Annotated in this window: 11 protein-coding genes and 1 tRNA gene; 7 read left to right on the top strand and 5 right to left on the bottom strand. The window is 38.1% G+C overall.

Going from position 1 to position 14,147, the window contains the following annotated elements; genetic code table 11:
- Position 1 precedes the first annotated feature (1 nt).
- The 5 genes from lepA to HU137_RS03455 form a co-directional block, all read right to left on the bottom strand.
- The gene (gene lepA, locus HU137_RS03435; protein WP_182042403.1) at positions 2-1,798 is read right to left on the bottom strand and encodes a translation elongation factor 4; all 1,797 of its coding nucleotides are present in this window, start codon (positions 1,796-1,798) and stop codon (positions 2-4) included.
- Between the two features lie 73 nt (positions 1,799-1,871).
- Entirely contained in the window at positions 1,872-2,642 is a 771-nt protein-coding gene (locus tag HU137_RS03440; RefSeq protein WP_182042404.1) for a nitrilase-related carbon-nitrogen hydrolase, read from the bottom strand.
- 49 nt (positions 2,643-2,691) lie between these two features.
- Entirely contained in the window at positions 2,692-3,351 is a 660-nt protein-coding gene (locus HU137_RS03445; RefSeq protein WP_182042405.1) for a phosphatase PAP2 family protein, read from the bottom strand.
- 74 nt (positions 3,352-3,425) lie between these two features.
- The gene (locus HU137_RS03450; protein WP_182042406.1) at positions 3,426-4,994 is read right to left on the bottom strand and encodes an Rne/Rng family ribonuclease; all 1,569 of its coding nucleotides are present in this window, start codon (positions 4,992-4,994) and stop codon (positions 3,426-3,428) included.
- A gap of 195 nt (positions 4,995-5,189) precedes the next feature.
- Positions 5,190-5,480 carry an HU family DNA-binding protein gene (locus tag HU137_RS03455; RefSeq protein WP_182042407.1) on the bottom strand — a complete coding sequence of 97 codons (291 nt, stop codon included), beginning with the start codon at positions 5,478-5,480 and terminating at the stop codon, positions 5,190-5,192.
- Between the two features lie 149 nt (positions 5,481-5,629).
- Here HU137_RS03455 and mutY point away from each other — a divergent pair, with 149 nt between their 5' ends.
- The 7 genes from mutY to HU137_RS03490 all read left to right on the top strand — a co-directional run bounded on the left by mutY (position 5,630) and on the right by HU137_RS03490 (position 14,138).
- Complete coding sequence (gene mutY / locus HU137_RS03460; protein ID WP_317169889.1) at positions 5,630-6,691, top strand: A/G-specific adenine glycosylase; 1,062 nt, start codon at positions 5,630-5,632, stop codon at positions 6,689-6,691.
- A 51-nt stretch (positions 6,692-6,742) separates the two neighbouring features.
- Positions 6,743-7,186: a single-stranded DNA-binding protein gene (locus HU137_RS03465; RefSeq protein WP_182042408.1), complete on the top strand. Its 444-nt coding sequence runs from the start codon at positions 6,743-6,745 to the stop codon at positions 7,184-7,186.
- Between the two features lie 18 nt (positions 7,187-7,204).
- Entirely contained in the window at positions 7,205-7,762 is a 558-nt protein-coding gene (gene gldD, locus HU137_RS03470) for a gliding motility lipoprotein GldD (protein WP_182042409.1), read from the top strand.
- Between the two features lie 54 nt (positions 7,763-7,816).
- Positions 7,817-9,157, top strand: coding sequence for an RIP metalloprotease RseP (gene rseP / locus HU137_RS03475; protein WP_182042410.1), 1,341 nt, complete (start codon positions 7,817-7,819; stop codon positions 9,155-9,157).
- A gap of 54 nt (positions 9,158-9,211) precedes the next feature.
- Positions 9,212-9,285, top strand: a tRNA-Asn gene (locus HU137_RS03480).
- Positions 9,286-9,368: 83 nt separating this feature from the next.
- Positions 9,369-10,562, top strand: coding sequence for a phage tail sheath family protein (locus HU137_RS03485; protein ID WP_182042411.1), 1,194 nt, complete (start codon positions 9,369-9,371; stop codon positions 10,560-10,562).
- Positions 10,563-10,691: 129 nt separating this feature from the next.
- The gene (locus HU137_RS03490) at positions 10,692-14,138 is read left to right on the top strand and encodes a M36 family metallopeptidase (RefSeq protein ID WP_182042412.1); all 3,447 of its coding nucleotides are present in this window, start codon (positions 10,692-10,694) and stop codon (positions 14,136-14,138) included.
- Positions 14,139-14,147: the final 9 nt, after the last annotated feature.

The following is a 14,147-nucleotide window of genomic DNA, read 5'->3' on the forward strand; positions in this document are numbered from 1 at the left end:
TTTAATCATTCAACTTCAAAACCGCTAGGAAAGCCGACTGCGGCACTTCTACCCGACCGATTTGGCGCATCTTTTTCTTACCTGCTTTTTGTTTTTCCAGCAATTTACGTTTACGCGAAATATCCCCACCGTAACATTTGGCCGTTACGTCTTTACGCAATGCTTTGATGGTTTCACGGGCGATGATTTTTGCACCGATTGCCGCTTGAATCGGAATGTCAAACTGTTGTCTCGGAATCAATTCCTTTAATTTTTCACACATTTTTTTCCCGATTCCATAGGCATTATCCACATGTATCAAAGCAGAAAGCGCATCGACCGGTTCAGCATTGATTAAAATGTCCACCTTCACCAATTTCGAAGCACGCATGTCCAACGGCTGATAATCAAAGGAAGCATATCCTTTTGAAATTGATTTCAATCGGTCATAAAAGTCAAAAACGACTTCGGCCAAAGGCAATTCGAATATCAATTCGACTCTATGTTGGGTCAAATAATTTTGATTGATCAAAATTCCACGCTTCTCGATACAGAGCGTCATAACTTGTCCTACGAAATCTGATTTCGTGATGATAGAAGCACGGATGTAAGGTTCTTCCACTCGGTTCAATCCGGATGGATCGGGCAATTCTGAAGGATTGTTGACCAAAATCATTTTGTCCGGATATTTTTCCGTAAACGCATGATAGGAAACGTTTGGAACGGTTGTAATCACGTTCATGTCAAATTCACGCTCCAATCGTTCTTGAATAATTTCCAAATGCAGCATCCCAAGAAATCCACATCGGAATCCAAATCCCAAAGCAGCGGAAGATTCCGGCTCAAAAGTAAGCGAAGCATCATTTAACCTTAATTTCTCGATGGAATATCTTAATTCTTCATAATCTTCTGTATCTACCGGATAAATTCCCGCAAAGACCATCGGCTTTACTTCCTCAAACCCAGCAATCGCCTCTTTTGCCGGATTCTCAACTGAAGTAATCGTATCCCCGACTTTTACTTCACTTGCGTCTTTAATTCCAGAAATGATATACCCAACATCTCCGGTAGAAATGAGTTTTTTCTCGACTTGTTTTAACTTCAAAGTTCCGACTTCATCGGCACCGTATTTCTTTCCGGTCGCCATGAATTTCACTTCTTGCCCCTTTTTGATTTGACCGTTTACCACTTTGTAAAAAGCTTCGATTCCACGAAACGGATTGTAAACGGAATCAAAAATCAAGGCTTGAAGTGGCGCTTCAGGATCACCTTGCGGCGCAGGAACTTTTTCGATGATAGTATGCAACAAATGCTCAACTCCTTCACCTGTTTTTCCACTCACGCGCAAAACTTCTTCCGGTTTGCATCCCAAAAGATCGACGATATCATCGGTTACTTCTTCCGGATTGGCACTTGGCAAATCGATTTTATTCAATACCGGAATGATTTCCAAATCATTTTCCAATGCCAAATATAAATTAGAAATCGTCTGTGCCTGAATGCTTTGCGCCGCATCTACAATTAAAAGTGCACCTTCACAAGCAGCAATGGAACGGGAAACTTCATATGAAAAATCCACGTGACCCGGAGTGTCGATAAGATTGAGAATATAATTCTGACCATCCAACTCATATTCCATCTGGATGGCGTGTGATTTTATGGTAATTCCTTTTTCACGTTCTAGATCCATGTCATCTAAAACCTGATTTTGCAGTTCACGTTCTGTAACCGTATTGGTGATCTGCAAAAGCCTGTCAGCCAAAGTACTCTTTCCGTGGTCTATATGCGCAATGATGCAAAAGTTCCGAATGTTCTTCATCGATTCAATTAAGTCTGCAAAAATACGTTTTTTCTTCTCAGAAATAAAGGAATAATTTCGTTGTTCTAAAGAATTATGAAATCAAAGTAAACTCATCTTTATCCTTCAAAAACCCAAAATTCTTTCGGTAATCTTTTACAGTTTGAAGCGAAATTTCTGTTTGCAATAAATGTTTGTTTTTGATTTTGGGTTTTAATTCCGTTCCAATTGGATCAAAAACTTTGGAATTTCCATTGTACACCAAATCGTAATCATCTGTCCCGATTCGGTTTACACCGATCGTATACGCCATATTTTCAATCGCTCGAGCTTTTAAAAGTGCTTTCCAAGGCTCTACCCGAACGGCAGGCCAATTGGCCACGCAAATAAGCGCATCATAATCATCCGTATTTCTACACCAAACCGGAAAACGTACATCATAACAAGTAATCAGCCGGAATTTCCAACCTCGAAATTCAACAGAAACGATTTCATTTCCGGAGGAATATGCTTCCGTTTCTTTTCCATATCCAAACAAATGTTTTTTATCGTAAACCGTTGTATTTTCTGGCGTCACAAAATAGAATCGGTTGTAAAACTTTCCATTTTCTATGGTCGAAATACTTCCAGATACTGCGCAATTTCCTTTTTCAGCAACGGATTTCATCCATTGATAAGATTTCCCAAATGGCTTTTCTGCGATTTGTTTGACGTTCATGGAAAAACCGGTGGTAAACATTTCGGGAAGAATGATGAGATCGGATTGATGGTTTTCCAGCAAATCATCCAGGAATTCAAGATTGGCTTGTGGATTTTCCCATTCGATATCATATTGAGCTAAACTGATTTTGAGGAATTCTTTCATTTAGTCGTAAATGTAAGAAGACTTGGATGGAATTAAAAATGAAAGGAATTTATTTAACCGGAATGATTTTTCGGTCCAATTTATCATTGGAACATTCCCAAATCAAATAATAGCCTAAAATGGCAAAAAACAAACCGAGCATGCTTCCACCGATGGTATCAATCACGAAATGTTTAGAGAGATAAACTCTACCTATCGCAACCAATCCCATTAAAAAACAAATCACGACTTGTAACCATTTGTTTTTTGCTTGTAAACATAGATAGAAACACAGAATCACAGCCAAAACGGTATGACCTGATGGAAAAGTATATGGAATCTGAGATTCAACTCCTTCCACTAATCTCAATTGAACTTGCTTCAATTCAAAATAGTGCGTGGGTCTATGACCATGAACAAATAAACTTCTCTTGATCAATGAACTGGCGATACTTGACACCAAAGCGGTTCCACCTAAAAACAAAAAATGTCGCCAATTTTTTTTCCAAATAATAAACAATAAGGTAACGATCAGAACATAAGTTGTCGCTACATCAGTATAATACTTGAAAAATAAGTCTAAAAAACGCGCGTGGAAATGCTGATTAAAATAAATATGGAGCTCATCTTTCCCGAAATAGGAGATAGCCAAAAGCCCCGTGAAATTGATCACAAAAAAAATCAAAAAGAATGGCCACTGCCCTCTCAATAAATCTTTCTTCGGCTCCATTTTAAATTTGTGGCAAATTAACTGAAAAAATAATTCACATTGAAATTAAATACTGGTTTTTATAGAATTTAGTTTCAGTTGGACTCGTTAAACAGGGTATTATTCTTATTTAAGAAATTGAATTGCAAATATTTATAAGAGTCTCTCGGGACAATTTTTATCCATTTTTTAAACTTAATGTACCATTTTTGACGTATGCTTGGGATTCCTTTCGTGAGATAAGCAGCCACAAACGGATGTACATGCAGAGAAATGTCATTGGCTTTTTTCCCTTTTGTCTCGATGATGTTCCGTAAAATCTGTTCCATTTTCTCAATTAAAAGAATCGGAGCTTCTACTTCTTCATTTAGCGCGTTTGGATTTTCTTCAGTTGTGATGATATTCAATTCGGGACGAACTCTTTGTCTGGTAATTTGAATCAACCCAAATTTACTCGGCGGTAATATTTTATGTTTGGCTCTGTCTTTCTGCATTTCCGTACGCAGATGTTCATACAGAGCTTTTTTGTTTTCGTTATTGGTCATATCGATGAAATCCACTACGATGATTCCACCCATATCGCGCAATCTTAATTGTCTGGCTACTTCTGAAGCCGCTATTTTATTGACTGCAAGTGCAGATTCCTCTTGGTTATTTGAGCTACGTGAAATATTTCCGGAATTTACGTCGATCACATGAAGGGCTTCCGTATGTTCAATGACCAAATAAGCACCTTTTGACTGCGGAATGGTAACGTTTTTCCCAAATGAAAATTTGATTTGGCGTTCGATTCCCATTCTTTCAAAAAGGGGCACTTCCCCATCTGTAGAAACTTTTATAATTCCTGATTTCCCGGGCGCGATGATGTTGAGATATTCGGTCATATCCTCCGCCAAATCATCATCATCAACGGTAATTTTGACAAAATCCTCATTGAAATTATCTCTTAAAATGGCAGAAGCTCTGTCCATTTCGTTTAATAATTTCATGGGGACTACTTTTTTCTGGATGTTTTTAAAGACCACTTGCCATTTGTTCATCAAATAATTCAAATCGGCATGCAGTTCCGCTACTTTTTTCCCTTCGGCAACGGTTCTGATGATGATCCCAAAACCTTCCGGTTTGATGCTTTCTACCAATGCGACCAATCGATCTTTCTCCGCTTTGGATTTAATTTTTTGAGAAACCGAAACCTTATCGGAAAACGGCGTTAAAATTAAAAACCTTCCGGCGATGGAAATTTCAGATGTGATTCTCGGCCCTTTTGTATGGATGGGCTCTTTGGTAATTTGGATGACAATACTGTCTCCGGCAGAAAGAACTTGATCGATAGTACCATCCTTTTTGATCATTTCTTCTTTGCGAAATGATTTCAAATTGGGAGATTTGAACTTTCCACTGCTAACGAGCTGTGTATAGGTTTTTAAGGATTTCACATGAGGCCCCAGGTCATGGTAATGCAAAAATGCGTCCTTGGAATATCCAATATCCACAAATGCAGCATTTAAACTGGGTGCCAATTTTTTGACTTTACCCAAATACATATCTCCTACAGCAAAATTCAGATCCACATTTTCTTGATGGAGTTCCATAAGCCTTCCATCTTCCAACATGGCAATTTGGACAAAATCCTCACCGGTAGATACTACTAATTCTTTATTCAATTGGTTCAATTAAATGAATACTAACAAACAACAAAAGCACTTTCCAAAATCCAATGATTTTGGAAAATGCCGGTACTTTACTTATTAAACAGATTACTTTTTCTTTTTGTGTCTGTTCAATCTACGTCTTTTCTTACGTTTGTGCGTTGCTACCTTATGTCTTTTTCTTTTTTTTCCGCTTGGCATAATCTTATCTTATTTTACTTTAACTTTCGTTTTTACACTCTCTACAAATGTTTTGGCTGGTTTAAATGCCGGTACATGGTGGGCTGGGATTACAATAGAAGTTCCTTTTGAGATATTGCGCCCTGTTTTGGCCGCTCTTTTTTTGATCGTAAAAGATCCAAACCCTCTTAAATAAACATTCTCTCCTGTTTCTAAAGAGTTTTTCACCTCCTCCATGAAATGTTCTACCACCTTTTGAGTTTCATTCTTCTCTAAACCTAATTTAGTAGAAATGTTGCTCACAATTTCTGCTTTCGTCATGATTAAATATATTTTGTTGCTAAATTTGCTACCCAAAAAACCAAATAAATCCTTTAAAATTCAGACTATTAATGGCGCAAATCGAACCAAAAATAAGTTCTAAATAAAATTTATTCAGTTAATTAGAAACGGGTGCAAATATAACATTTGTGGTAAAACAAAAAAAGAATTCTGATCATATTTATCATTTTAACTCCTTGATATTGATTTGGTTTGATAAAAACAAACGAAATCTGCCCTGGAGAGCTCAGTCAGATCCTTATAAAATTTGGCTTTCTGAAATCATTTTACAACAAACCCGTGTCGCGCAAGGAACAGATTATTATTTGAAATTCACTCAGCAATTCCCTAGCATTCAAGATTTAGCAACTGCATCTGAACAAGAAGTGCTGCGATTATGGCAAGGACTTGGTTATTATTCTCGAGCCCGAAATCTTCATTTTACCGCCAAATGGATCACTCAAGAATTTCATGGTGTTTTTCCGTCAACTTTTAAAGATTTAATCAAACTAAAAGGAGTAGGTGATTATACGGCTGCTGCCATTGCGTCCATTGCATTTCACGAGGCCGTCCCGGCAATCGATGGAAATGCTTTCCGGGTTTTTGCAAGATACTTTAATATCGATCTGGACATTTCAATTCCGAAAACCAAAAAATATTTCTTTGAGCTAGGAAAAGAAATCATCGACCCTGATCGTCCCGGAGATTTCAACCAAGCCGTTATGGAATTGGGTGCGACGATTTGTTTGCCCAAAAATCCAAAATGTGAAATCTGTCCTGTAAATGAATCTTGTGAAGGTTTGGCTAGAAAAACAGTCGATCAACTTCCCGTAAAATCAAAAAAAGTAAAGGTAACACATCGGTTTTTTCATTTTTTGGAAATTACTGATGGAAAAAATTATTTGATGGTGAAACGCGTGAAAAAAGATGTCTGGCTAAATCTTTTTACTTTCCCTATGATCGAAACCTCTGACACGGAACTTTTAATTTCAGACGCGGAATTATCAGAAATTCCTTTTCAAAAAACCCATGAGATGCGTCATCTCCTTACGCACCAAAGATTGCACATCTTTTTTTGGCGTGCCAAAATAAATCAGAAGCAATTCATTTCACTTTCCAATTCTTTAAAAACAGAAATTTATAGGGCAGAAGATTTAAATGAGTTGCCGCTTCCTAAACCCATGGAAAAATATTTGGATTTGAAAATATAAATCTACCCTCTTCGTTATTTTGTATATTTGAATGAAGAAAAAACAAGAACCATGAATGGAACGCTCAATAAGGTAATATTAATAGGGAATGTAGGCGATGATGTGAAAATCCATCAATTTGATGACCAAAATAAAATCGGCAGATTTCCACTAGCAACCAGTGAAACCTATACTTCAAGAGATTCCGGTGAAAAGATAACCCAAACGGAATGGCATTATATCGTCGTGAGAAATAAGTTGGCCGAAATCTTCGAGAAATATGTAAAAAAAGGAGATAAATTGTATTTAGAAGGAAAATTAAAAACCAGAAAATGGCAAGACCAAAACAACCAAGATCGCTATACCACCGAGATCCATGTCAATGAATTTACTTTTTTAACGCCAAAAGGATCTGAATCAAACGCTTCTTCTGACTATTCCAACCAAAGTTATACTCCACAAAAAGAAGAACCATCAACCGAGGCGAATGAAGAGCCGGATGATTTGCCTTTCTAATCCTGATTTTTGAATTTTATGAAATATTTTATCGCTCTTTTAGGCCTATTGACGTTTCTGGCTTGTAAAGATGATTATACCATCAAACCCATTGGTCATGTCCGTTTGGAATATCCAGAACCAAACTATAAATCATTTATATCTGATTGTGATTTTACATTTGAATATTCTGATTTAGCAGAAAAAAGAGACAAGGAAAATCCTTGTTGGTTTGTTTTGCATTATCCCGATATGAAGGCCAATATTTATTTGACTTATTTTCCGATCCAAAGTCAAGAAGATTTAGCGATTAAGATCAAAGACAGTGAAAAATTGGTACAGGAACAAACGGTAAAAGCGAGTTATATCGCGCCGAGAGAATTTATTTTTGAAAAAAAGAAAGTCTATGGAACCCTGTTCGAACTGGGCGGCGAGTCGGCCATCAATCTACAATTTCATGCGACTGATAGTCTGAAAAACCTCATCAGTGGCTCGGTTTACTTCTCTACGCCACCACAATATGATTCACTCCAGCCTGCCATACAATACATGAAAAAAGATGTGATGCACCTGATCGAAACACTGGAATGGAAATAGTTTCCAAACCGATGATTTATTGTACTTTTGCCAATCAAAAATTATTACTGATTAATGGAAATTTTAGTAAAACTGGGACAGATGATCTTGATGCTGTCCATTTTAGTTACACTTCACGAATTAGGTCACTTTATACCCGCCAAATACTTTAAAACCAAAGTCGAGAAATTTTATTTGTTTTTCGATCCTTGGTTTTCAATATTTAAAAAGAAAATTGGTGAAACAACTTATGGAATCGGATGGTTGCCGATGGGTGGTTATGTGAAAATCGCCGGAATGATCGACGAAAGCATGGATACAGATCAAATGAAATCCGAACCTAAACCTTGGGAATTCAGAAGTAAACCAGCTTGGCAAAGATTAATCATCATGTTGGGTGGAATCACGGTGAACGTATTATTAGCATGGTTGATTTATGCCATCATGTTTACGACCAATGGCATTTCTTATTTGTCGCTCGACAAAGCTCAAGCGCAAAATGGATTGGAATTCAGTCAATTAGGAAAAGAAATTGGATTTCAAGATGGTGACAAAATCATCAGTGTAGACGGAAAGAAACAAGATAATTTCAGAAGATTGACACTGGATGTCATGCTAAGTGAAGAAATCGTAGTAGACCGAAATGGTGAAAACGTAAAACTACGCATAAAAGACGAACAAATCAAAGAAATCCTTTCCAAAGAAGGACGGGACAATTTTGTTTACCCAAAAACTGAGGGAATCATAGTAGGACAAATCGTTCCAGGACAAGATGCTGAAAAGGCCGGACTTAAATCTGGCGATAAAATTTTGGCATTTTCAGGACAACCTGTCAATGTATTTACGGTTCAGGAAACTTTGGAAAAGTTTAAAAATTCAGATGTGAATTTGACCGTAGAAAGAAACAACAGAAAAGAATTGGTCAAATTATCTGTTCCAGATTCTGCTAAAATCGGAATCGGTTTTGGTGCAAATATTCCGGAATCCATGGTTGTTCATAAAGAATTTAACTTCTTCAGCGCAATACCTGAAGCGATCAAAGAATCTTTCACTATCTTAAATTACAACATCAAAAACCTAAAACTCATCATCAAACCCAAAACCGAAGCTTACAAACAAGTTGCGGGACCTATCGGAATTGCACGTCAGTTGCCTTCTACTTGGGACTGGAATTTCTTTTGGAGTTTTACGGCGATGTTTTCCATGTGGTTGGCCTTTGTGAACTTACTTCCGATTCCCGGTTTAGATGGTGGTCATGCGCTTTTCACCATTGCAGAAATGGTTACGGGAAGAACTTTAGGAGATAAAGCGATGGGAATTGTTCAAACAATCGGGATGGTTATCCTATTGAGTTTGATGGCGTTAATCTTCGGGAAAGATATTTATGATTGGATAATGGATAAATTTGTGTTTTAAAATTTGGTTGATTCAAATAAAACACATTATATTTGCCGTCCAATTAGGAAACACTCCTCCTTAGCTCAGTTGGTTAGAGCATCTGACTGTTAATCAGAGGGTCCTTGGTTCGAGCCCAAGAGGGGGAGCAAAACAACAACCACTTATAGAAATGTAGGTGGTTTTTTTGTGGAGAAAATTCTACTTAAATTGGGTCAAACTTCTCATTATCATGGCCAAATTCAAATATCCTAGTGTTTATGTAGAAGAATCCTCCAACTTCTCTTTCCAAATTACAGAAAAAGCTTCAACCGTTCCTGCTTTTATCGGTTATACCGCAATAACCAATGATAATGGTAAAAACCTTTTATTTCAAGCCTTTAAAATTCAATCCATAATTGAATTTGATAGCCTATTTGAATCAGATGAAAATCCTCCACAGGGTCACAGCGGATTTTATTTGCGGGATTCTGTCCAATTATTTTTCCAAAATGGCGGAACCATTTGTTACATCGTCCCGATCGGCAACTATGATCAAAATCCATCCCAAATTGATTTTAATAAAGGTCTGGACTGTCTGGATGACTCAAAAAAAATCACAGTCTATCTTTTTCCAGATGCCGTTTTATTAAATGAATTCGAATTAGGAGAAGTTCAAAGATATGCTTTGGCGAAATGCCGAGAATTTCCCAATCGGTTTTGTATTTTGGACATGAAAAATATAGCCGATAACCAAGACATTTACCAACCGATCAAAATCTTTCGAAACCATATGGGAACTGAAAATCTAAAATTTGGCGCAGCTTATACGCCTTGGCTAAAAATCCCTTCAACTGATGGTCTCCTCGAAATCCCAGCTTCTGGCGCCATCGCCGGAATCTATGTAAAAACATTATCCCAAAAAGGAATTTGGAAGGCGCCTGCAAACGTTTCTTTAAACGGCGTAGTTGACCTTACATATGATTATTCGACTATTGACCAAGAATTTTTAACCCTAGATCTTGTTCAAGGGAAGTCCATAAACGCCATACGGAAATTCCCGGGAAGAGGAATTCTGGTTTGGGGTGCAAGAACGCTGGCTGGAAATGATGGTGAATGGAGATATGTCAACATGGTTCGATTTCAAAATCATCTGATAGCTTCAATAAAAAATTCGCTCGAAAAAGTGGTATTTGAACCCAATGATGCCAATTTGTGGATGACGCTAAAAGTTGTAATTGAGACTTATTTATACGGATATTGGAGAAATGGTGCATTTCCGGGAAGGAAAACAGAAGAAGCTTATTTTATAAAATGTGGATTGGGATCAACCATGACATCCCAAGATTTGGCAGAAGGGAAATTAATCATTTGGATCGGAATGGCTACAATGCAGCCGGCAGAATTCAGTTTATTTAAACTTGAATTTCAAATGGTTTCAGATTAATTGAAATAAAAACTGCAGGCAAAATATTTCAATTCTTCCTAAGAAAATTTATTATCTATTTAAAGATTAACGAATTCATATTGAATTTTTGGGTAATTTAGTGCATCTTAAAAATTATTTAACATCATGATGAAACATTTATTCAATCTAAAACTTTTAGGATTGATGGTATTGGGAAGTGGATTACTGGCGCAGGTCTCCAACAGACCGAGCGACCAAGTGGTCACCCAAGCTTTACAAAAATCTGAAAAAGGGAAAAATCTTCTTGCAGAAGACCTATCTTTTGAACTTACTGATTTCCATTCTAGCAAACAGAGTGGAGCTCAGCACATTTATTTGCGCCAAACGTTTAATGGCATCGAAATAATTGGAACTGAATCCTCGATTCATATTTTGGGAACCGGAGAAGTATCTTCAGTTAAATCCAGCTTTTTAAATAGTTTAGAAAAGCGCGGACACAAGGCTTCTGCTTCTCCGCAAATTAATGCAGTACAAGCTGCCAATGCCGCCTTTGTGCATTTAGGGTATACAGCTTCAACACCTATTTCGGTGGTATCACAGGAGTTTACACCCAACCATAAAACCACACTTAGCAATGGAGGTTTTGCGAAAAGAAATATTCCTGCCGAATTGGCCTATGTGATCAATGAGGAAGGAAATTTAGTTTTAGCATGGACTTTAAGCATAGATGCCATGCAGAAATCTGAATATTATGAAGTACGTGTAAATGCCGCCACAGGTCAAATTATCAACAAAGGAAGTTATGTAAACACTTGTGAATTTGGACATGTGCATGAAGAAAATTCTGATGACCACTGGCAGTACCACACCGTTTCTAAAGAAGACAAAAACGAAAACCTGTTGCTAACCGGTGCCTATCGGGTTTTTGCAATGCCTTTAGAAAGCCCATATTATGGGACAAGAACATTGGTTTCAGCTGATGACGCAGTAAATTTAACTGCATCACCATTTGGTTGGCATGATACAAATGGCTCTTCTGGACCGGAATACACTACAACTCGTGGAAATAATGTCAATGCGTATGAAGATGGTAACAATCCTGGATTTCAGCCAAATGCAGGCGCTCCACTTGTTTTTGATTATCCATTTGATCAAAATTATTCGACTGCAACTCCTTACGAAGAAGCTGCGATTACGAATTTATTTTATTGGAACAACATCATTCACGATGTGATGTACCAATATGGATTTGATGAAGCCAGTGGTAATTTTCAAGAAAACAATTATGGAAATGGGGGTGCCGGCGGCGACTCCGTAAATGCTGAAGCCCAAGACGGAAGTGGTACTTGTAACGCCAACTTCGGGACACCAAGTGATGGTGGAAATCCTACCATGCAGATGTATGTTTGTGGAAACAAAGATGGAGATTTTGACAATTTGGTAATTGTACATGAATATGGTCATGGAATTTCCAATCGTTTAACAGGAGGACCTAGCCAATCCGGATGTTTATGGAATGGCGAGCAAATGGGCGAAGGATGGAGTGATTGGTATGGTTTGATGTTTACAATGGACGCAGATGACGAGGGGACAGACGGAAGAGGAATCGGGACTTATCTATTTGGCGAAGGACCAAATGGAGATGGAATTCGAACTTACAAATACTCTACAGATATGTCTATTAATCCTCATACTTACGATGACATTAAAACCGTTTTTGGACCGCACCCGATTGGAAGTGTTTGGTGTGCGATGCTATGGGATTTAACCTGGGCACTCATTGATGAATACGGGTATGACGAAGACATTTATAACGGAACTGGTGGAAATAATATCGCCATGCAATTGGTTACAGAAGGTTTAAAACTTCAACCTTGTAGTCCCGGATTTGTAGATGGCCGTGATGCGATTTTGGAAGCAGATCAAATTTTATATGGAGGCGCCAATCAATGTTTAATTTGGGATGTTTTTGCAAGAAGAGGATTAGGAGTAAGTGCATCACAAGGTTCTTCAAGCAGCAATACAGACGGAACCGAAGCTTTTGACACACCTTCTTCAGTTGCAGAATTTTCTGCTCCCGGAGATGTTTGTATAGACGTTGATGTGATGACCGGATTATCAGGTGGATCTCCATTTGGAGGTGTCTACAGCGGCCCTGGTGTTACAGATGACGGGAATGGAACAACTTATACTTTCAATCCGCAAACAGCTGGTGTTGGTGTTCACACCATTACTTATGCAGTTCCTGCAACGGATTGTGCACCTGCTTCTTCTGACACAGATCAAATCGAAGTTACAGAAGGTTTGATGGTGGATTGCCCGGATGACATCGTGGTGAACACAAGTGGCTCGTCCTGTTCTGCAATCGTAAACTATACGACACCTGTGGGTATGACTACTTGTGCTTTTACAAATGGGGAAAACTTTGATATGGCAGGTGTTCCCAATTTACCGGACGGATGGACTACGACCAATGAAACTGGCGGAAGCAACCCTTGGGTAACTTCAAGTGCCCAATCTTCTTCTACTCCAAATTCAGCTTTTGGTGTCGATGTTTCTTCTGTAAGTTTGAACTCTTTGGTTTCTCCTGTATTCGAAATCGACAGTCAAAATGCAAAATTGTTCTTCGATATTTATTACAATACAGAGACCGGATATGATGGTGCAGTTCTGGAATATTCTACCAATAATGGATCTTCATGGAGTGACATTCTATCTGGAGGCGGAACTTTTGTGACAGGAGCTTATAACGACGACTTAAGCACCGGATGGCAAAATCCACTTCCAGGACGAAATGCATGGTCAGGAAATTCCAATGGATTCATTCCTGTAGAAATCAATTTAAGTTCATCTTTCGATGGGCAAGATTTAATGTTCCGCTGGAGAATGGGATGTGATAGTGTTGGAAGCGCTACAGGTGTTTGGATAGACAACATAGAGGTTGAAGGCGTATTTATCCCAACTCCGGTAGTTACCCAAACCGCAGGTCTTCCTTCAGGGAGCGAATTCCCAGTTGGTACTACAACCAATACTTTTGAAGTGAACGATGGTACCAGTACTGCTGTTTGTTCATTTGACGTTACCGTAAACGATGGAGTAGATCCTGAAATCAACTGTCCTGCAGATGCTACAGTTGAAGTTGAAATAGGAGAAACCTATACTTTACCTGATTATTGGGCAGATGGCGATGTAACGGCAACTGACAACTGTTCTGCAGTTTCAAACCAAACACAATCTCCTGCTGCCGGAACGGAACTTGGAATAGGGGTTCATACCATTGAATTTACCGTTCAAGACAGTTCTGGAAATACTGCAACTTGTAGTTTTGAATTGACGGTAGACGAATTAATGGGTACAGGCGATTTAGGAATGAACAATTTGATCAGTTTATATCCAAATCCTGCTGATAATCAAGTGATCATTTCCAACCAAACCAAACAATCCATCGTAAAAGTGGTGATTTTGGATATGAGTGGAAAAATGATCAAAGAAATCGGTTTAAACAATGCACTTGTTGAAAACCCAATTTCGATCAACCATTTACCAAGCGGAACGTATATGATCCAAATCATCGGTGAAAAACAAACCGTTATCAAAAAATTGGTAAAAAAATAATTTAAATTC

Origin of the sequence: Moheibacter lacus (assembly GCF_014042165.1) — a bacterium.
In the GTDB taxonomy this organism is placed as follows: Bacteria; Bacteroidota; Bacteroidia; order Flavobacteriales; family Weeksellaceae; genus Moheibacter; species Moheibacter lacus.

What these genes read in the sequence shown, in the direction of transcription:
- lepA (WP_182042403.1), bottom strand. Translation starts at nt 1,798, where the DNA reads ATGAAGAACATTCGGAACTTTTGCATCATTGCGCATATAGACCACGGA.
- HU137_RS03440 (WP_182042404.1), bottom strand. Translation starts at nt 2,642, where the DNA reads ATGAAAGAATTCCTCAAAATCAGTTTAGCTCAATATGATATCGAATGG.
- HU137_RS03445 (WP_182042405.1), bottom strand. Translation starts at nt 3,351, where the DNA reads ATGGAGCCGAAGAAAGATTTATTGAGAGGGCAGTGGCCATTCTTTTTG.
- HU137_RS03455 (WP_182042407.1), bottom strand. Translation starts at nt 5,480, where the DNA reads ATGACGAAAGCAGAAATTGTGAGCAACATTTCTACTAAATTAGGTTTA.
- HU137_RS03465 (WP_182042408.1), top strand. Translation starts at nt 6,743, where the DNA reads ATGAATGGAACGCTCAATAAGGTAATATTAATAGGGAATGTAGGCGAT.
- gldD (WP_182042409.1), top strand. Translation starts at nt 7,205, where the DNA reads ATGAAATATTTTATCGCTCTTTTAGGCCTATTGACGTTTCTGGCTTGT.
- rseP (WP_182042410.1), top strand. Translation starts at nt 7,817, where the DNA reads ATGGAAATTTTAGTAAAACTGGGACAGATGATCTTGATGCTGTCCATT.
- HU137_RS03485 (WP_182042411.1), top strand. Translation starts at nt 9,369, where the DNA reads ATGGCCAAATTCAAATATCCTAGTGTTTATGTAGAAGAATCCTCCAAC.
- HU137_RS03490 (WP_182042412.1), top strand. Translation starts at nt 10,692, where the DNA reads ATGAAACATTTATTCAATCTAAAACTTTTAGGATTGATGGTATTGGGA.